General features: G+C 62.2%; 19 protein-coding genes. 8 read left to right on the plus strand and 11 right to left on the minus strand.

The window, feature by feature from the left end:
* Window positions 1-2: 2 nt before the first annotated feature.
* Genes CS1BSM3_RS24870 through CS1BSM3_RS24880 form a run of 3 tightly spaced genes read left to right on the plus strand, consistent with a single transcriptional unit; the run spans window position 3 to window position 3,954 of the window.
* A complete protein-coding gene (locus CS1BSM3_RS24870; RefSeq protein WP_072392370.1) occupies window positions 3-1,706 on the plus strand; it encodes a hydantoinase B/oxoprolinase family protein in 1,704 nt (567 codons plus the stop codon).
* A gap of 14 nt (window positions 1,707-1,720) precedes the next feature.
* Window positions 1,721-2,530: a putative hydro-lyase gene (locus tag CS1BSM3_RS24875; RefSeq protein ID WP_143149344.1), complete on the plus strand. Its 810-nt coding sequence runs from the start codon at window positions 1,721-1,723 to the stop codon at window positions 2,528-2,530.
* A 20-nt stretch (window positions 2,531-2,550) separates the two neighbouring features.
* Window positions 2,551-3,954 (plus strand): aspartate aminotransferase family protein, encoded by a 1,404-nt coding sequence (locus tag CS1BSM3_RS24880; RefSeq protein WP_072392373.1) that lies wholly within the window; start codon window positions 2,551-2,553, stop codon window positions 3,952-3,954.
* 109 nt (window positions 3,955-4,063) lie between these two features.
* Here CS1BSM3_RS24880 and CS1BSM3_RS24885 read toward each other — a convergent pair whose 3' ends face one another.
* From CS1BSM3_RS24885 to CS1BSM3_RS24920, 8 genes are read right to left on the minus strand one after another with little or no spacing between them, the layout of a single operon-like run.
* Entirely contained in the window at window positions 4,064-5,452 is a 1,389-nt protein-coding gene (locus tag CS1BSM3_RS24885) for an FAD/NAD(P)-dependent oxidoreductase (protein ID WP_244540606.1), read from the minus strand.
* Window positions 5,449-5,790: a (2Fe-2S)-binding protein gene (locus tag CS1BSM3_RS24890; protein WP_348532916.1), complete on the minus strand. Its 342-nt coding sequence runs from the start codon at window positions 5,788-5,790 to the stop codon at window positions 5,449-5,451. The genes CS1BSM3_RS24885 and CS1BSM3_RS24890 overlap by 4 nt, the downstream gene beginning before the upstream one ends.
* Window positions 5,726-6,862, minus strand: a complete 1,137-nt coding sequence (locus CS1BSM3_RS24895) for an NAD(P)/FAD-dependent oxidoreductase (protein ID WP_072392379.1) — start codon at window positions 6,860-6,862, stop codon at window positions 5,726-5,728. The genes CS1BSM3_RS24890 and CS1BSM3_RS24895 overlap by 65 nt, the downstream gene beginning before the upstream one ends.
* 12 nt (window positions 6,863-6,874) lie before the next feature.
* Entirely contained in the window at window positions 6,875-8,155 is a 1,281-nt protein-coding gene (locus tag CS1BSM3_RS24900) for an NAD(P)/FAD-dependent oxidoreductase (RefSeq protein WP_072392381.1), read from the minus strand.
* The gene (locus CS1BSM3_RS24905) at window positions 8,152-8,361 is read right to left on the minus strand and encodes a 2-hydroxymuconate tautomerase (protein WP_072392384.1); all 210 of its coding nucleotides are present in this window, start codon (window positions 8,359-8,361) and stop codon (window positions 8,152-8,154) included. The genes CS1BSM3_RS24900 and CS1BSM3_RS24905 overlap by 4 nt, the downstream gene beginning before the upstream one ends.
* 14 nt (window positions 8,362-8,375) lie before the next feature.
* Window positions 8,376-9,053, minus strand: coding sequence for an amino acid ABC transporter permease (locus tag CS1BSM3_RS24910; RefSeq protein WP_072392387.1), 678 nt, complete (start codon window positions 9,051-9,053; stop codon window positions 8,376-8,378).
* 19 nt (window positions 9,054-9,072) lie between these two features.
* Complete coding sequence (locus CS1BSM3_RS24915) at window positions 9,073-9,960, minus strand: amino acid ABC transporter ATP-binding protein (RefSeq protein ID WP_280174773.1); 888 nt, start codon at window positions 9,958-9,960, stop codon at window positions 9,073-9,075.
* Window positions 9,879-10,673: a transporter substrate-binding domain-containing protein gene (locus CS1BSM3_RS24920; protein ID WP_174263780.1), complete on the minus strand. Its 795-nt coding sequence runs from the start codon at window positions 10,671-10,673 to the stop codon at window positions 9,879-9,881. Before CS1BSM3_RS24920 ends, CS1BSM3_RS24915 begins: the two co-directional genes overlap by 82 nt.
* Window positions 10,674-10,837: 164 nt before the next feature.
* On the opposite strand from CS1BSM3_RS24920, the gene CS1BSM3_RS24925 reads away from it, so the two are divergent.
* A complete protein-coding gene (locus CS1BSM3_RS24925) occupies window positions 10,838-11,755 on the plus strand; it encodes a LysR family transcriptional regulator (RefSeq protein WP_072392393.1) in 918 nt (305 codons plus the stop codon).
* 100 nt (window positions 11,756-11,855) lie between these two features.
* Here CS1BSM3_RS24925 and CS1BSM3_RS24930 read toward each other — a convergent pair whose 3' ends face one another.
* The 3 genes from CS1BSM3_RS24930 to CS1BSM3_RS24940 all read right to left on the minus strand — a co-directional run bounded on the left by CS1BSM3_RS24930 (window position 11,856) and on the right by CS1BSM3_RS24940 (window position 13,545).
* Window positions 11,856-12,404 (minus strand): GNAT family N-acetyltransferase, encoded by a 549-nt coding sequence (locus tag CS1BSM3_RS24930; protein WP_072392396.1) that lies wholly within the window; start codon window positions 12,402-12,404, stop codon window positions 11,856-11,858.
* A gap of 161 nt (window positions 12,405-12,565) precedes the next feature.
* Window positions 12,566-13,336, minus strand: a complete 771-nt coding sequence (map, locus tag CS1BSM3_RS24935) for a type I methionyl aminopeptidase (RefSeq protein WP_072392399.1) — start codon at window positions 13,334-13,336, stop codon at window positions 12,566-12,568.
* Complete coding sequence (locus CS1BSM3_RS24940) at window positions 13,333-13,545, minus strand: ParD-like family protein (RefSeq protein WP_072392402.1); 213 nt, start codon at window positions 13,543-13,545, stop codon at window positions 13,333-13,335. The genes map and CS1BSM3_RS24940 overlap by 4 nt, the downstream gene beginning before the upstream one ends.
* Window positions 13,546-14,079: 534 nt before the next feature.
* Here CS1BSM3_RS24940 and CS1BSM3_RS24945 point away from each other — a divergent pair.
* The 4 genes from CS1BSM3_RS24945 to CS1BSM3_RS24960 all read left to right on the plus strand — a co-directional run bounded on the left by CS1BSM3_RS24945 (window position 14,080) and on the right by CS1BSM3_RS24960 (window position 18,291).
* Window positions 14,080-14,733, plus strand: a complete 654-nt coding sequence (locus CS1BSM3_RS24945) for a hypothetical protein (protein WP_143149345.1) — start codon at window positions 14,080-14,082, stop codon at window positions 14,731-14,733.
* A gap of 371 nt (window positions 14,734-15,104) precedes the next feature.
* Complete coding sequence (locus tag CS1BSM3_RS24950; RefSeq protein ID WP_143149346.1) at window positions 15,105-15,884, plus strand: hypothetical protein; 780 nt, start codon at window positions 15,105-15,107, stop codon at window positions 15,882-15,884.
* Between the two features lie 205 nt (window positions 15,885-16,089).
* Window positions 16,090-16,659, plus strand: a complete 570-nt coding sequence (locus CS1BSM3_RS24955; protein WP_072392410.1) for a M23 family metallopeptidase — start codon at window positions 16,090-16,092, stop codon at window positions 16,657-16,659.
* Window positions 16,660-17,016: 357 nt separating this feature from the next.
* Window positions 17,017-18,291 (plus strand): MFS transporter, encoded by a 1,275-nt coding sequence (locus tag CS1BSM3_RS24960; RefSeq protein ID WP_072392413.1) that lies wholly within the window; start codon window positions 17,017-17,019, stop codon window positions 18,289-18,291.
* The last annotated feature ends 49 nt before the right edge of the window (window positions 18,292-18,340 follow it).

Consider the following 18,340-nt stretch of genomic DNA (forward strand, 5'->3'; position numbering starts at 1 on the left):
GCATGTCTATTGACCAGATTACGCTCGATGTCCTCTGGAGCCGACTGATCTCGACGGTGAACGAGCAGGCAGCCGCACTGATCCGCTCGTCGTTCACATCGATCGTCCGCGAGGCGGGCGATCTTTCCGCAGGCGTCTTCGATAGGCGCGGGCGCATGGTGGCGCAGGCCGTCACGGGAACGCCCGGCCACATCAATTCCATGGCGACGGGGATGATTCATTTTCTCGACCGCTTCCCGATCGAGGACCTGAAACCTGGCGATGTGCTGGTCACCAATGATCCCTGGAAAACGGCCTCCCAGCTCAATGACATCACGATTGCGACGCCCGTCTTCAAGAACGGTCGCCTCGTTGCGTTCTTTGCGAGCTGCTGTCACGCGCTCGATATCGGCGGACGCGGCCTCTCGGCCGACTCGCGCTCGGTCTACGAGGAAGGTCTCTTCATTCCGGTGATGAAGCTGCGCGAAGAGGGCAAGCTCGTATCACCCATTCTGGAGCTGCTTGCGGCCAATGTGCGCACGCCCGAGGAAGTGCTCGGCGATATCCACTCCCAGATCATCGGCAACGAGGTGGGCGCGCGCCAGCTCCTGTCGTTTCTGGATGAATTCGGTCTCGATGATATCGAGGCCTTGTCCGACGAGATCGTCGATCGTTCCGAACGCGCCATGCGTGAACGCATACGTGCACTGCCCGATGGCGAGTACAGCTACTCGATGACCGTCGATGGCTTCGACGAGCCGATCGTGATTGCAGCGAAGATCAACGTGGCTGGTGATGAGCTGACGGTCGACTATGCCGGATCTTCCGGCCCGGTCCCCATCGGCATCAACGTCACGCTCAACTATACGCGCGCCTATACGACGTATGGCATCAAGTGCGCCATCTCTCCCGACGTGCCGAACAACGAAGGGAGCTTCCGTCCGGTCAAGGTCGTTGCGCCCGAAGGCGGCCTGCTCAACTGCAGCTATCCGGCGCCCGTCGGCGGCCGCCACCTCGTCGGCCATTTCCTACCTTCTGCAGTCATGGGCGCGCTTGCCGGCGCTCTGCCGGAGAATGTCATTGCACCGGGCTTCGATGCGCTCTGGGATACGCACCTTGCCGGTGTCGATCGCGCGAGCGGCAAGCACTTCTCTTTCACCTGGTTCTCGGCGGGCGGCGCGGGCGCGCTGCACGGCAAGGACGGACTGTCGGCAACAGCCTATCCGAGCGGCATCGCGGGCGTACCTGCCGAAGTGATCGAGGCGCTCGCGCCTGTCGTCGTGCGCCGACGCGAGCTGCGCACGGATTCCGGAGGCGCCGGCACAAGTCGCGGTGGTCTGGGCCAGACCATGGAGGTCGAGGTCCTCACGGACGAGCCATATCTCTTCTCGGGACTCTACGATCGCGCCAAGCATCCGGCTCCCGGTATTGCCGGCGGGCACGATGGGGCCGTGGGACATCTCTCGACGAACAATGGCGTGAAAGTTCAGCCGAAGCTGAGCGTCGTGCTTCCACCCGATACGGTCTTCACGCTGGAGATGCCGGGAGGTGGTGGGTTCGGTCCGCCATTCGAGCGCGCGCCGGAGCAGGTCTTGGCCGATGTGAAAGCTGGGTATGTCAGCGTCGCCGCGGCGAAGAAGGACTACGGCGTGGTCATCGACGACAGGCGTTGGATCGTCGATGAGGAAGCCACCGCGGCCGCGCGTAGATCAGCGTTGCATGTCTGACCGGGAGAAGGATCATGCTTCAGAGAAACGACAATCCCGAGCGCCAGCGGACGCGGGCGCGCGACGTGCGTGCGAGCATTCGGAGCGGCACTTGGCGGCAGCAGACGTCCGGCCTGACGCCTGGCATCGTGCAAGGCAACGTTGCCATCGTGCCGGCAGCCTACGCAGGAGACTTCGAGGAATTCTGCAACGCGAACGATCGCCCCTGCCCGATCATCGCGAAGTCCAAGATCGGTGACCCGATGCTGCCGGCGCTCGGGGCGGATATCGATATCCGCACAGATCTGCCGATGTACAATGTGTATCGCAACGGCGCTCTCGAGAACGAAGTGCACGACATCACGAGCCTTTGGCAGGACGATCTCGTGACCTTCGTGTTCGGTTGCTCGTTCTCGTTCGAGGAGAACCTCATCGCCGGCGGCGTGCCGCTGCACCATATCGATGCCGGCGTGAGCTGTCCGGTCTATCTGAGCTCGATCGATACGACGCCGGTCGGCCCGTTCTTCGGCAAGCTGGTCGTATCCATGCGCTCGTTCACGCCGGCCGATGCCGAGCGTGCGGACGCCATCACCTCGCGTTACCCCCTGCTGCACGGCGGCCCCATTCACAAGGGCGATCCGACAGCGATCGGCATCGCCGATCTCAATGCACCCGACTGGGGCGATGTCGTACCTGTGCCCGAGGGCGAGGCGCCCTTGTTCTGGGCGTGCGGCGTGACGCCTCACGTCGTGCTCATGAATGCCAAGCTGCCGTTCTGCATGACGCACAAGGCGAGCCACATGCTCGTCACCGACCTCCTGACCTCACAGATGGCTGCCGCTTAGTCGGCCGAGGAAGTTCCCTGATGTCCATGAATACGGCCAAGATCGCCGCGCTCGACAAGGCAAGCGTTCTTCATCCCTTCACGCAGCTCAAGGACTTTGCCACCGGCAAGCTCGGCGATCCTACGATCGTCGAGACGGGCAAAGGCATTCGTATCAAGGATGCCACCGGGCGCGAGTACATCGATGGCTTCGCCGGCCTCTACTGCGTGAACATCGGCTACGGAAGAACCGAGGTCGCGGAAGCGATCTCGCGTCAGGCCTATCGACTTGCCTACTACCACTCCTATGCCGCCCATACGACGGACGAGCTCGCCATCCTCTCAGACCGGCTGGTGCGTATGGCGCCGGGAAAGATGAGCAAGGTCTTCTATGGCCTGTCCGGATCGGACGCCAACGAAACGCAGGTGAAGCTCGTCTGGTATTACAACAACCTGCGCGGCCAGCCCAAAAAGAAGAAGATCATCTCGCGCCATCGCGGCTATCACGGCTGCAGCGTGATCTCGGGCTCGCTCACGGGCATGAGCTTCTATCATGACCACATGGATCTGCCGGTGTCCGGCATCCTCCATACGGGCACGCCGCATCACTACTGGGAGGCGCATGAAGGCGAGAGCGAAGCCGAGTTCTCCAAGCGCCGCGCCGAGGAGCTCGAGACATTGATCCTGCGTGAAGGCCCCGAGACGGTGGGTGCCTTCATCGGAGAGCCCGTGCTCGGCACGGGTGGCATCACGCCACCGCCCGAGGGTTATTGGCCCGCCATACAGGCTGTTCTGCGCAAATACGATGTACTGCTGATCGCCGATGAGGTCATCACCGGCTTTGGCCGCATTGGGACACCTTTCGGCTCGCACCTCTACGGCATCGAGCCCGACCTTGTGACGGTCGCGAAGGGCCTGACTTCGGCTTACTTCCCGCTGTCGGGCGCGATCGTCGGCGAGAAGGTTTTCAAGGTGCTCGAAGAGGGTGCCGATCGCGTCGGCGCGTTCTCCCACGGGTTCACCTATTCAGGTCATCCGATCGGCGCGGCGGCGGCAAACGCTGTGCTCGATATCGTGGAGAAGGAAGATCTTGCAGGAAAGGCGCGGACGGTCGGCGCATATTTCCAAGCGCGGCTGAAGGAGGCATTCGGACAACTGCCGATCGTTGGCGAAGTGCGCGGTGTCGGCATGCTGGGCGCCGTGGAGTTCGTGCCGGACCGATCCGTACGCAAGCGGTTCGATCCTGCACACAAAGTGGGGGCGCGGATCTCGGCAGCCGCCCGCGAGCGCGGCCTGATCGCGCGTGCCATGCCGCACGGAGACATTCTTGGATTCGCACCGCCGCTCGTGACGACAGAAAGCGAGATCGACGAAATCGTCGACATTGCAGAGAAGGCCGTTCGGTACGTCATGGACGAGCTCGCCAAGGAAGGTGTGCTGCGTTGAGGATCCCGTTGCGCAGAGGCGGCGTCGTTCGTACGGTAAGTACGCCGCCTGGCCTTCGGGGCAGGCCGGCATACTCACAGTCACACGTCCTAGCCGGGCCCGCTGACGATCAAGGGCTTTCGAGTTTCGCGGCGCGTGCGATTTCGCCGACCGTGATCGGCTTGAGCGGCGGCCGAATGTTCAGATAGCCGACGCTGTCCATATCCTTGCCGCTCTCGGAGCCAGCGATCTGCGAGATCACGAGCCCGCACTGCCGGCCCTGACAGGGCCCCATTCCAGCGCGGGTGAATGCTTTGATCTGGTTGGGCCCGGAACCGCGGACATGCGCAGCCTGTCTGATGCTGCGTGCGGTCACCTCCTCACACCGGCACACGATCGTGTCATCGTCCGGCACGAGGACGGCACGTCGCGGGAGGAAGAGGGCGTCGAGAAAGCAGCGGAATGCCGTCTCCCGTTCTAGCCGCGCCCGCAGCACAGCGCTCTCTCGCTCGCGATCCTTTGCCGAAGACCTGTCCATTCGCGCAAGAATGCCGAGCGCCGCCAGCTCACCGGTAAGCCCGGCGGCCCGTGCACCGAGGATGCCGCCGCCGTCGCCGACGGCGTAGAGATCATCGCGGGAGGTCATGCCGAAAGCATCGAGCTGCGGCACAAAACACTGCTGCTGGCTGCTCCAGCGATGTGCGCAGCCGAGAGCAACGGTGGCATGGATATTCGGCACGACACCTTCATGGACCAGCAGCAAGCTTGCATCCACGCGGTGCATCTTCCCGCGGGTCGTCGTGTAGCGGATCGTTTCGAGCCGCCCATCTCCCTCGGCAGCGACATCGCACACGTCGATGATCGGCACATCCGATAGCGCCAGTTGTGCGCGCCACGCCATGCCTTTTGCCAGATCCGGTGCATTTCGGAACATGGCCGGCCAATGCCGGAGGGCGGCCCATAGATTGGAACTGGGTGCCGTATTCAGCCAGCCGGCGATCCGCCCGCCGAATGCCCGGAGCTGAGTGATATAGAGCAGCACCAGAGGACCGGCCCCTGCAATCCAGACCCCGTCCTGAGGTATTTGCCGCGCGCCCTTGAGCAACGTTTGTGCCCCGCCGACGGTCATCACGCCGGGGAGCGTCCAGCCCGGAAAAGGAACCGGGCGTTCCAAGGCGCCGGTCGCAAGCACGACGGCCTTGGCGTCGATGCGATCAAGGGCGCCGCGATGCTTGGTGAATGCGCGCCAGCCGTCGTCAAGCCGCCAGACTTCGGTTTCGGCGAGGTACCTAGCGCCGGACGCACGGAAACGGCCAATGGCCTCTCGTCCAGCGCGGTAATCAGCACCAAGAACCGAGGCCATGCTGTCAGCACTTTGCTCGGCGGCGCGCCAGACCTGCCCGCCAGGCGCCCGCGCATCGTCCACGACAATGACGTCAATCTGGGCTTTGCGTAGACGCATCGCCGCGGCCATGCCGGCCGGGCCGGCGCCGACGATGAGGACATCACATGTCATCATGGTGTCTGCGTCCGCTTTCCCTGCTGTCGCACCACACGCATGCCCTCGCAGACCGCGATCATGCAGGTTCGTTGGGAAGCAACACCATCGACGATGGCCATGCAGTCGAAGCAGGCTCCCATCAAGCAATAAGGCGCTCTCGGTGCACCAGTCACTGTGGTCGTGCGTGCGGTGAATGGCGCGGTGCGCAGCAGTACGGCAGCGACCGGCTCCCCCTTGCGCGCGCTCACGTCCACGCCGTCAATCGTGATGCGCACGAACTCGTCTGTTGGATCAGTTAGCAGCCGAAACATGGAAGCGATCCGGGTGAAACGGTTTGAGATGATCGGGGAGGACATCACCCATCAGCGCTGCCGCGATCTCCAGGGCGTGCGCAGCAGCCAGGGTCACGCCGGAATGGCAGATGGTGCAGAAGGCGCCGGGGAAAGTCGGCGATTGGGCATAAATCGGGTGACCATCCGGCGTCATCACGCGCAAGCCGGCCCAGTGCCGGACGATGTTGACGTTTTCGAGCGCCGGAAGGATACGGCACGCGCGCTCGGCCATGCGTCCGGCGCCAGCAGTGTTGGTTCCTGTATCGAAACCGACTTCTTCCTGCGTCGAGCCGATCAGGATGCTTCCCTCGGCGGTTTGCCGGAGAGGAACGGTCGGCAGCGGAAATATCGGCGCCATCCGCTCTGTGACCAGCAATTGCCCGCGCTGCGGCCGGATCGGGATATCCAATCCGACCTGCTGGGCAAGCTCGCGCGTCCCATTGCCGGCAGCCAGGATGAGTTTCGGTGTGTGATACGTGCAAGTGGCGGTCGTCACGATGAAGGAGCCCGTGCGGGGCACGATCGACGTCACGTTCTCATCGCCAAGGACTGAGCCGCCGAGTGTTGTAATGGCCGTCTGCAAGGCGTGCAGCAACCGAAGTGGATTGACCTCGCCATCGCGCCCGCAGTGTACGGCGCCCACCACATCCTGGCCGAGCCGGAGATCCGGCAGCAGTCGCTCGACGACGCTGCGCTCGATCATCTCGGTGTCGTAGGTTGCCTCGCCGAACTCCTCGCTCATCCGCTGAACGACTGCTGAGCGCGCCGAGAATTCGTCTGCGCCCAGGCAGAAGGAGAGGCCGCCCGTGCAGCGATAGTCCAGCCCAATGCCGGTGAACTCTCTCAGGTCTCTGGCGAAGTCCGGCCATAGATCGGAGCTGCGCCGCGTCAGTCTTTGGTAGGCCGGCATCCCGGGACCTTTGCCCTGGACCCAGATGATGCCGAAGTTGGCACGCGCCGCGCGGATGTCGCGATCGCCGCCGTCGAGCACGAGAGGCTTGCATCCTTGTCGTGCCAGTCCGTAGGCGATCGCCGTTCCGACCAGACCGCCGCCAATAATGATGGTCTCCGCATCCCGGGAGGTGACAACCGTCATTTCGTTCCCATGTCAGGCAGCAAACCGGCTGGCGGAATAGGGCGTGAGATCGATGGAGTTGGATGGCTTGTTGGCGACCAGCTCGGCAACGAGGCGTCCGGTCGTCGGCGCGCCGGTGACACCGAAGTGAGAGTGGCCGAAGGCAAACACGATGTTGCGATGCTGCGACGACCGGCTGATGATGGGCAATCCATCGGGCAACGTCGGCCGATGCCCCATCCACTCGGTAAAGCTCGAAGTCGCGACGCCCGGATACATGCGGGTTGCGTGCTTCAGAAGAACACGAGCACGGCCCCAGTTCGGCGCCGCGTCGAGCCCACCATATTCTGCGGTGCCCGCGAGACGCAGCCCCATTTCCATTGGCGCAGTGGCGAAGCTGAAGTCGCGATTGGTGACGGGAAGGCGCGGCATCAATCCAGGCTCGGTGAGCGTGATGTGATAGCCGCGCTCCGCTTCGAGAGGCACGTCGAGGCCGAGCTGCTTCGACAGCCGGTTCGACCATGCGCCGGCGGCCAGGACGAGGTTCTTGAAGGGGACTTCGCCAAGCGACGTCAGCGCTGCGACCGGGCCGTCCGGACCGAACCTGAACGAATGAACCTCACCTTCGAGAATCTCCGCCCCGTTGCGTCGGACGTGATCGGCAATCGCCTGAACGAGGCGTTGCGGATTGAGGCAGGTTCCGTTGTCGGGCAGCAGCAGGCCGGTTTGATATTCGCCCGAAAGCGTCGGCTCGAGCTCGCGAAGAGCACCGCCCGTGATGGCTTCCGCGCGGATCCCAGCAGTTTTGCGCAATTCACGCGCCAGCTCGCTATCCATCGGCCCAGATTTGGCGGAGACATAGAGCTGCCCGCTCATCTCGATGAGCTCCGGCGCGCCAGCTTCCTTGAGGAGAGGCAGATAGCCCTCGAAGACAGGCTGGTGCAGCGCGAGCATGGCACGCGAGATGGCGCGCACATTGTCCGGCCGGCTTGCCCGCATCCAGCGCAGCAGCCAGCGGATCAGCTTGGGCAGATGGGCCGGGCGCACGGCCAGCGGCCCCAGAGGATCAAGCAACCAGCGCGGGACATTCCAGAGCGTGCCGGGCATCGAATAGGGCACGACCGCGCCTGGACTGACGTTGCCAGCATTCCCGAACGAGCAGCCATTTCCAGGTGCCAGGCGATCGATCAGCGTGACGCGGAATCCGGCGCGCTGAAGATACGCCGCGCAGCAAACGCCGACGATTCCCGCGCCGACGATCAGAACCTCGGCCGCCGCCGCATCACGATTGCTTGTCGCAGCATTCGAGCTCATCTGTTGCCGCCTTGCTTGCGCCTGCGCTCGGAGATCAGCTCGCCGCCGACCGCCCAATTGTGGGGTTTCACGTCCTCGAACACGACGAACACGCTCTCCGGCGTTGCGGCCGCACACTCGACCATCGCCTGAGTGATGCGCCGCGCAAGTTCTGCCTTCTTCTCTTCATCCCGGCCTTCAATGAGTTCGACGCGGACGTAGGGCATACGACTCTCCGATGCTATCCGAAGTACTTCTTGCGGTATTTGGCCTCCAGCACGTTCGCGAGGAACGTGAGCGGCAGGATGATGGCGAGGAAGATCAGCGCGACGATCGTCAGAACTTCCAGCGGACGAAAGGTTCTGATGCTGATCTGCTGCCCCTGATAGAGGATTTCAGCCACCGCGATGTAGCCGGCGAGTGAGGTGTTCTTGATCACCAGCACGCACTGGCTGACGAGCGGAGGAAAGATGCGTTGGAAGGCGAGCGGACCGGTGATCCGGCGCAGGATCTGCGTGCGCGTCATGCCAACCGAGAAGGCCGCCTCGATCTGCCCCTTCTCGATCGACTGGAAGCCGGCGCGGAAAATCTCCGAGTAGAAGGCCGCGCTGTACAGCGACAGCGCCAGAACGCCGGTCTGGAATCCGTTCAGAGAAAGGCCCGTGAGAATTGGCATGCAGTAGTAGATCCAGACCAGCAGAACGAGCGGCGGGACGGCGCGCAAAACCTCGACGATGGCGGTGATCAACAGATAGACCGGGCGCCATGTGTTGGCTCGCAGCAGGTAGAGCACGAGCCCGAGGGCCATCCCGCAGATAATGATCGTGACTGCAAGGGCGAGCGTCGTGCCGATGGCGCGGAGGAAGACCTCGCGATACTGCAGGACGACACCAAAGTCCCATTCATAGCCAGATTGCATGGGGCCGGAGTTCCAGAGTTCAGCCGTTGCGTTCGAGGTAGCGGCTCAAAAATTCCAGCGTCCGCTTGTTGGTCGTGCCGCCGAAGATATGCTCCGCCGGGCCGATGTCGGCGATGACGCCCTGATCCAGAAAAACGACCGTGTCGCAGATCTGATGGGCGAAGTGCATCTCGTGGGTGACGATCACCATGCTCATCCCCTCTTCGGCGAGCTGGCTGATGACCCTCAGCACATCGCCGACGAGCTCGGGATCCAGCGCCGACGTCGGTTCGTCGAACAGCATGACCTTGGGTTGCAGCGCCAGCGCGCGGGCGATGGCTACGCGCTGCTGCTGGCCGCCTGACAATCGGCTTGGGTAGCTGTGGAGGCGGTCCTCCAGCCCGACCTTCTTGAGAAGGCCGACGGCGCGTTCCTCGACCTCCGCTTTGGGCGCCTTCTGCACGATCAGAGGGCCTTCCATCACGTTCTCCAGGGCCGTCTTGTGAGGCCAGAGATTGAACTGCTGAAACACCATCGCCATCTGACGACGCTGTCGGCTGATCTCGCCGGAGCTGAGCTTGGTGTGCTTGCCGCCGCGATCGGAAAAGCCGATGAGCTCACCCTCCAGCCGGATTTCTCCGGCTGTGGGCTCCTCGAGAAAGTTGATGCACCTCAGCAGCGTCGACTTGCCCGAACCGCTCGCTCCGATAAAGCCGACAACCTGGTTGCGACCAATATCGAGATCGATCCCCTTGAGGACTTCGATGGCGCCGAAGCTCTTGCGGAGCTTGCGAATGCTCAGCAGCGCATTCGCAGCGGTTTGGGTGCCGTGCATCGAGGCGGCCATCAATTCGTGCCGAGATACTTGTTCCAGATTGCCGTCACGTCGCCGGAGATCTTGTAGTACTCGAGCGCGATGTTCACCCACTCCTGCAGCTCTTTGGAGTTCTTGCGCATGCCGAAATTGATCGGCTGGGCTCGGACGGGCGTCGGAATGACAAGCTCGCCCTTCTTCTTCGCTTTGAGGAAGAGTGCAAGCGTCGGCTCGTTGGAGAGAATGACGTCGACGCGACCGCTCTCCATCTCCAGCACCATGGCATCGGTAGACTTCACGAGCGTCCATGTCGCCTTGGGAAGGAAGGCTTGAGCCGCACGCGTCGTCGACGCCCCATCAACTGCGGCAATCTTGACGGTCGGCGTGTTGACTGCATCCCACGTCGTCAGCCCCTTCACCTTGTCGGTAAGGCCGACGATGGAGATCTTGCTATCGGCAACGATGCCCGAGAAGCCCACGGCCAGAGCACGCTGAGGCGTCGCGTTGAAACCACCGACCAAGTCGAATTTGTCAGACTGCAGTCCCGCGGCCGCAGTGCCCCATTCGGTAGGCACAAACTCCACTTTGACACCGATGCTGCCGAACATCAGACGCGTGAGATCAGGGATAATGCCTTCCCATTCCCCGCTTGCGAGATCCTTACGATAGTAGGGGAAGGCTTCGATCGCGCCGACCCGCACGACCTTCGTGCTGGTGATGCGCTCGAGATCGTTTTTGTCCTGCGCCGAGACCGTGTGCGTCAGCCCGATGATCGCCAACGCGGTGACTAAACCATACCAAACCAGGCCTTCCATGCGACGCTGCATGCGATAATTCCCCTCGTTCCGGTTGCGAGCGAACCCCATCGAAGACGAACGCTACGGCCAGCAGGACGGGCTGTGAAATTGAATCTCTGCATAGGTTATGCAAAATTTGTATAAGGCTGGCCAGAGGTGCAGGATGCCTACTTGTCGGGCACACGGAGGAGAGAATGGAAATTGCCTGGCTCGAGGATTTTCTCGCACTCAGCGCGACGTTGAACTTTTCCCGCGCGGCCGAAATGCGAAACCTGACGCAGCCGACGTTCAGCCGCCGCATAAGAAATCTGGAGGGCTGGCTGGGCGTCGCGCTCATCGACCGCAGCACGTTTCCAGCGACCTTAACGCCGGAGGGCAAAAGCTTCAGGAAGACGGCTGAGGAAATGGTCCAGATGATCTACCGCGAGCGGGACCACTACCAGGGCGTCAGCCGCAGCCGTAGCGCGTTCGTCTCGTTCGCCACGTTGCACACCATTGCGATCAGTTTTTATCCTGACTGGATCCGCGAGATCGAGACGACGCTCGGGCCGATGCGCGCGCGGATGGTCTGCGCACCGCTGCATGATTGCGTCGACGCGCTATCGTCCGGCGGGTGTGACTTCATGCTGTGCTATTTTCATCCGTCTGGCCCCCTCCTGCTGAACGGCGCGGATTACCCGTCGCTCAAGGTCGCGCAGGAGCGTCTCGTTCCCGTGTCGGCTCCGGACAGGAATGGGAAGCCGCTGCACGCGCTCAAAGGGCCGGGCGGTCACCGCGTCGCGTATCTGGACTACGCACCGCACACCTTCATCATCAAGTTGATCAACAAGCTCGTCGCCAATCAGCCACGCGCGCCGGTGTTGGATCCGGTCTATGAGAACGGCCTGGCGGTGGCGCTCAAGGCGATGGCTCTCAAAGGGCTGGGGATGACCTGGCTGCCGGAAACATCCGTTGCGGCAGAGCTAGCGGAAGGCCAACTGGTCTACGCAGGCGGGCCATCGTGGACGACGATGATGGAGCTACGGATCTATCGCTCTGCGAAGTCGGGCAAACGAGAAGCCGAGCGATTGTGGAACCTGCTTGAAACTCAAGCAAGGCCCGTTCCTGCTTGATATCGGCGGCAGGGCATCCAGCTTCCGCATACGTCTCGGCCTGGAATTGGCGACGCTATCGCTCGCGATGGTCTATGTTGCGCCCCATCTCGCGGTCCGGCTACGCAACCAGACGCTTTCGGAAGTGATAGCGGCGAATACCTCCGCCAATGGTTTTGTTGCTTGCTGCCTCCGCGAGCTCCTCCTGCTCGAGCTCGTAGCCGTTGTTGCGATAGAGAGCGAGGGCCGCCTGCTGCAGCTCCGACGTGCTTAGAACTAGCCACTCGGCCCCCGCGAGCCGACTCTGCTGCTCAGCAAACTTCAGCAACGTCGCCGCAATGCCTCGCCGCTGCGCTGTCGGAGCGACGTACATGCGGCGAAGCTCCAAGGTTCTCGACGCAACGGCCTCGAGCCCGAACATGCCGACAAGTTCTCCCGACAAGGTGGCAATCCAGAAGGAGCCACCACGCTCCGAGTAGTACGCCGGAATTCGCTCGATCTCCTCGCGCAGTGAGCGCGCGACATAACTCTCGAAGCGCTCGCGCAGCTCCGAAGGCGCCATCAGCCTATTCACGTCAATGAACAGCTCGCGAACGGGGCCAGCATACTGCTCGGCGTAGGGCTGAATAAGCAGCGCTGCTCCATCAGCGAGGAGTTGCGTTCGCGTCATTTGACCAAGCCCCACTATTCCACACTCCGTCGCCGTAGTTGGATCGCGACCGGCCCCGGCTGGCCAAGCTGTTGCAAGACGTGCGCGACGCCTTCGAGCTTGCAGTGAGGGCGCCTCACTGAGCGACTGCTGTATTCGTCAGCAAACACCAAAGTTCTGGATCATACGGTGGACCGCGCTTCGTCGGGCCGCAATGTCAATACGCGGACACCGTCACGGGTGACCGCAACCGTATGCTCGAATTGCGCGGAGAGCTTCCCGTCCACTGTGACGACAGTCCATCCGTCCTCCTCGGTCCGAACCGTCTTTCGCCCTTGGTTCAACATGGGCTCGATCGTGAAGACCATGCCCTCTCGCAGCGTAAGGCCGGTTCCCGGCTTTCCGAAATGCAGCACCTGCGGTGCTTCGTGCATCTCGCGCCCAATCCCATGGCCGCAGTATTCTCGCACGACCGAATAGCCGCTCCGCTTTGCGTGCCGCTCGATGGCGTAGCCGATGTCGCCAAGCTTTGCGCCCGGGCGCACGGCGCGGATGCCCTTCCACATAGCCTCATAGGTGGTTCGGACGAGCCGCCTCGCCATGGGCGTCACATTCCCGATGAGGAAGGTCTTGCTGGAATCCGCGATATAGCCCTGCTTCTCGAGCGTGATGTCGATATTGACGATATCGCCGTCCTGCAAAACCTCGTCGCTCGACGGCACGCCGTGGCAGACGACCTCGTTCCTCGAACTGTTCAGCACGAAACCATAGCCATATTGACCCTTGCTGGCGGGCCGCGCGCCGAGCTGATCGACGATGAAAGCCTCGACGAGGTCGTTGACCTGCAGCGTGCTCAATCCCGCGAGGGGCTGTCCATCCAGGTGCACGAACACCGATGCGAGCAGTCGCCCCGCCTCCGCAAGCAGCTCCACTTCGGCCGGCGTCTTCGTCATGTGGCCGCAGCCGCGAGATCAACGGCGTCGACGCCCGCTTCCTTCAGCTCACGCGCCACAAGCTCTTGGAAGGTAAGGCCTGGATTCAGCTCGCACAGCATGCCGATCTTGATCCAGAACGCCGCCTGGGCGTTGATTGACCGACAGCACGTCTTGCTCGCCCGGCGTAGCTGCTCGTGCAGCCCATCCTCGATATTGACGATACCCACTGCGCACCCCTCGAATATATGATTCGCATATGTTTTATATGCGCGAGCCTTGAGCGGGACAAGTGGTCCGCAAGCGGCTGAGCTCTGCACCGGATGCCTTTCCGAACCACTCATTGAGCAGGTGGCGAACTCTCCATCTGCCCGAGGCGGCCTACGCGTCTCATGCCAGAATTGGTTACCGATCTGCCGCGGCCCCGCGCCGTTCAGCACCAATTCGCTTCATCGGACAGGCAATCTGCGAGTTGCGCGGCTCTTCCTCGGTCATTCGAAGATCGAGAGCACGGTTTGGTAACTCGGCATTGAATTCGACGACGCGATCGAGATCGCATGGGGTGCAATTCCCGCGCATCATTACCCAATATCCCGGATAGCGCGCGAGGAAAGCGCGCTGCCATTCTGATCGTCGCTGTCCGAGGAAGCTTGCGACCAACCTTCTCTCGAAGACACGTGGCTACGAACACCTGCCGTTCAGAGATCGGACAGCAATCGTCCCACGAAGATTGAAGCTCAAAGAGAAATAGAGAGGAGAGTATAATGGCGAAGGTGCTGAGATATGTTGCCGCGACTGCAATAGTGTCCGCATCCGCGTTTATCGCCGGATCAATGGCGGCCGAAGCCCAATGCCGCGATTGCCCGCGCCCCGGCACGACCACGAGCTATTCGACCAAAACTACGAGACCAGTTACGCAAAGCACGCGCTATCGGGATGTCAATAACACCCGATACGTAACGCATACACGCCGCGTCGTGAATGTTACCCGGGTGCAGCCCGTCACACGCGTCAATGTGGTCACGCGCATTCGCTATCAGAACCGGATCGTCAACAAGCGCGAGAATGTTGCTCGCACCAGGACGCTCCCAGCGCAAACGGTCACGACGGGCCGGACCCAAGTCGTCAGCCAAGGGACCGGCAGCGATCGCGTGCAGACCGTGTATCGGTACAATACCGTTCAAAGGGTCAGCAACGTCACCCGTTATCGCGATGTCAATCGGGTCAATTATGTGAACCGGGTCCACCGTCATATTACGACAACCGAAGTTCGGCCGATCCACCGAGTGAACGTCGTCACGCGCGTTCACAATCGGGTCGTGGTCCGCAATCGCGTCGAGAATGTCGCCCGAACGGAGACGCTTCCGGCTCGGACCATTACCACGGCACGAACGGTCAATCTCGGCTGCCGCTGCTAGCGTTTCATGGCGTGATCGCAGCACTAAAATACATTCGATCCACTTCCCCAAGGCCGGCTTCCACTGGAAACCGGCCTTGTATACAGCTCCGCAATCGCGTTCAATTGGCGTTTAATTGGACGGCACGCCGTTCAATGCAATCATTACCAATTATTAAGCGTGGACGCCTGAGTAGTTCATTTCCCCTTCATTTCCCGCAACATTTGCAACCTCTCCAATAGGCGGCCCTTTTCGCGCCGTTATTTGGCCGATGCAGGGCCACCCTGACGACAAACTGACGAAAGCAAGTCCGCCCCTCGCGTGAGTAAACAAGCAAGGGGCGTAGTTCTATGCGTGGTTTACGGGGAAGAGGGATCCTTCTCGGGATCATAATGGCGGCCGGTGTGATGGCACCGGCCGGCGCTGTAGAGAACAGGAGCGGGAGCTGCCAGGCTCAAGCTCTACGCGAGCTCGAGCGATTGTCGCCGCAGGGCTTTGCCGTTTACAGGGCAATCGGAGACAAGAAGTTCTTCACGAACTGGATATCGTGCAACCGTGCCCAGCTCGACCTGACGACTGCCGTGCACGAGTCGGTGCACTACCTCAGCGCCAGCAAGAATGGCTACTACCTGATAGATGGGCGTGTGCTGCCCCGTCCACCGGGGCTCGCGCGGCTGGCACCACCGAGGCTGATCGCAAGCAGCTTCCGCAATGACACGTACGTGCAAACCTATCTGCGTCCCGGCGCTGCCACTTCGGCCGCCGACCTGACCTACCTGCTCGACGAGCTCAATGCCTACACGCACGATCTCAACGTGGCCGTGAACCTCGTCTCGCTGAGCAAGCCGAGCGACGGCAGCATTTCCAATCGTGATGGTCTTGGCGCTCTCATGTCGTTTGTCATGAAGTACGCCGATACGGCCAAACAATCGAACCCGGCGACGTGGAGCGCGCTGAAGTCTCCCGGAACGCGGCAAGCAGTTCGCACCCTCTGGGAGCAGGCCGAGAAGGTCCTGGCATCCTCCTGCGGCATCCCCCGATTTGGCGTGAATGATCGCCACTACATCTCCTTCATCTGCAACAGCACGAACGGCGATGCGCTTCGGGAGATCCTGGGGCGATCGGCACAATGTCCACGATCATGCCTAGGTACGACGTCGGCATCCCGCTAGCCGCCGGAGGCGACCACGAGCCTCCTCGTGCGCGGGGATGCTCGGTCACTCCTCCTTCCGACTAACCGGCTTCGGCAGGGATCCCGACGCAATCTGGCACTCCATGCTCGGTGGCCGTGAGCCGCCGGCGTCCCCTCCTGGCCAATCAACCCAAACCTCTCGAAGCGGCGTCAAACGGCGCGCGCAAAACCACGGGGAATTCTCGATGAACAAGACGATCAATCTGCTTGGAAAGCACGGGGCCAGCGGCGCAAAACGCTCAACGACCCTAGCCGGTGTCGGGCTGCTTTCCCTGATCTGCGCGGCAGGCATTCCAACAGCTTCATCAGCGTCGCCCAATCGCAATCCGGAAAACAAGACGGCCTCGGCTTCCTCGCGCTTCAAGCTGCCATTCACGAATGGGCGAGTTACCAGCCACTTCCACCAGGGACGATGGCATCCAGGCATTGATTTGGCAGCACCGATGGGCACCCCGATAGCGGCCACGACATCGGGTCAGAAGGTCACTTTTGCGGGGCGCAGGGGCGGCTATGGCAACGCCGTCATTACGCGGGACAGCAATGGCCGAACGCATCTCTACGGGCACTTGCAGCGCATTACCGTAAGAAGCGGACAAACTCTCAATCAGGGACAGAAGCTCGGCACCGTCGGAAGCACGGGCTACTCCACCGGCCCGCATCTTCACTACGAGGTGTCGAACGTTGCAGGCACACGCGTCAACCCCGCGCCGCTCCTGTTTCCTCAAAGTGCGACGGTCGCTCGTCCACGAGGCTAGATGTGTTTGGCGCGACGGCACGATCGCACTTGCCACAGAGATAGCGATATCGCCGCCGATGCTGGACGCCGAATGGAGGACATCGACCGTCGGTTGATGTGATCCATGACCGACCACAGGTCGCCGACGAGACGGGCCAGGAGCAGACAGCTCCCGGCACCGTCTCTCGTCGGTCTTGGATCGACAGTTCGCGGCTTTTCGCGTCTCGCATCCGCGCCTTCTGTGCGCGCGACGGCGCCATTCCTCCCGAGGGTGCGCAGCAATGCACGCTGCCGCGCATCCCAGACCTTCCCGGTGTCACCCTTGACTGCGAGGACGGGATTGGCAAGGTGACGGCCCTACCATACGCAGGGGCCAATGATACAGGGATCGTTTGCCGCCAGCCTCGCGCGCAGGCTGCCGTTTTATTATGGCTGGGTCGTCCTCGGCGTCGTGTGTTGCGCGTCGATCGCGCGCGTCGGCCCCGCCGTCGCAACGCTGTCGGTGTTCATTGGCCCGATGACGGCGGAGTTCGGCTGGTCGCGGACCGAGCTTTCAGGTGCCGTCTCCCTTGGCGGCATTCTGGCCGCCATCACATCGCCGATGCTCGGCTCGTTTCTCGACCGCAAGGGGCCGCGCACCATTCTTCTCATGGCGGTGCTGACGACCGGCATCACGATTCTACTGCTCTCGCAGATTAGAAATCTGGCCGCGTTCTATCTGCTCTTCTGCATTGCGCGAATGAACTTCGCCGGCCCCTTCGACCTCGGCACGCTCGGAGCCGTCGTAAACTGGTTCGTCGCGCGACGGCCGCTGGCACTCTCGATGTCTATGCTGGCGCAAATGGCCGGCCTTACGCTGATGCCGCTCATCGCGTTCTCGGCGATGGAGCATGGTGGCTGGCGCGCGGGCTGGGTCGCGGTGGGCGCGACGGTGCTCGCTGTGGGATTTCTGCCGACTTGGCTGTTGATGGTCGGGCGACCTGAAGATCTGGGGCTCAAGCCCGATGCGGCGCAGCCAGACACCGGAACAACACCCGGAAAAGTGGCCGAACCTGAGCCGACCTTTACGCGATCCGAGGCTCTCGCCACGCCGACGTTCTGGCTGCTCGCGATCTTTACAATCCTTGTGTGGCCGGTGCAGGCAGGCGTCAGCTTGCACCAAGCCGTCCATTTCACCGAGCGTGGCCTCAGCCCGAGCACAGCGGTGATGGGCGTCACGCTCTTCTCGGCGGCGTCAGGCATCTGCGCGCTGCTGCTCGGTCTGGGACTGCGCCGGATCGGCGTACGCGCGGGCCTCGTCCTTTCGGCTTGCGGCATGGCCGTTGGAACGGCACTCATCGGAAACGTGTCGAGTCACAGCGATGTGCTGCTGGCTGCTAGCATCTTCGGGGCCTCTCTCGGCGGCCTGCAAACCTGCTTGCCGGTGGCCTGGGCGGACTACTTCGGCCGCAGAAACTTCGGGGCCATTCGCGGGGTGGCACTCACGATCCAGGTGACGGCCCAGGCCATAGGCCCGCTGCTGTCGGGCGTGCTGCGGGACTGGACGGGCAGCTACGCGGCTTCCCACGCGACGTTCACGTCTCTCGCTGGCCTCGCCATTCTGGTTGCGCTCCTCATCAGAGCGCCGAAACAACCGCACAGGACCAAGTGAGCGCAGCAGGCGGGAGCGCTTGAAGTCCGCTTCGGGTTGGAAAGGTCGG

The organism is Hyphomicrobium sp. CS1BSMeth3, assembly GCF_900117415.1.
In the GTDB taxonomy this organism is placed as follows: domain Bacteria; phylum Pseudomonadota; class Alphaproteobacteria; order Rhizobiales; family Hyphomicrobiaceae.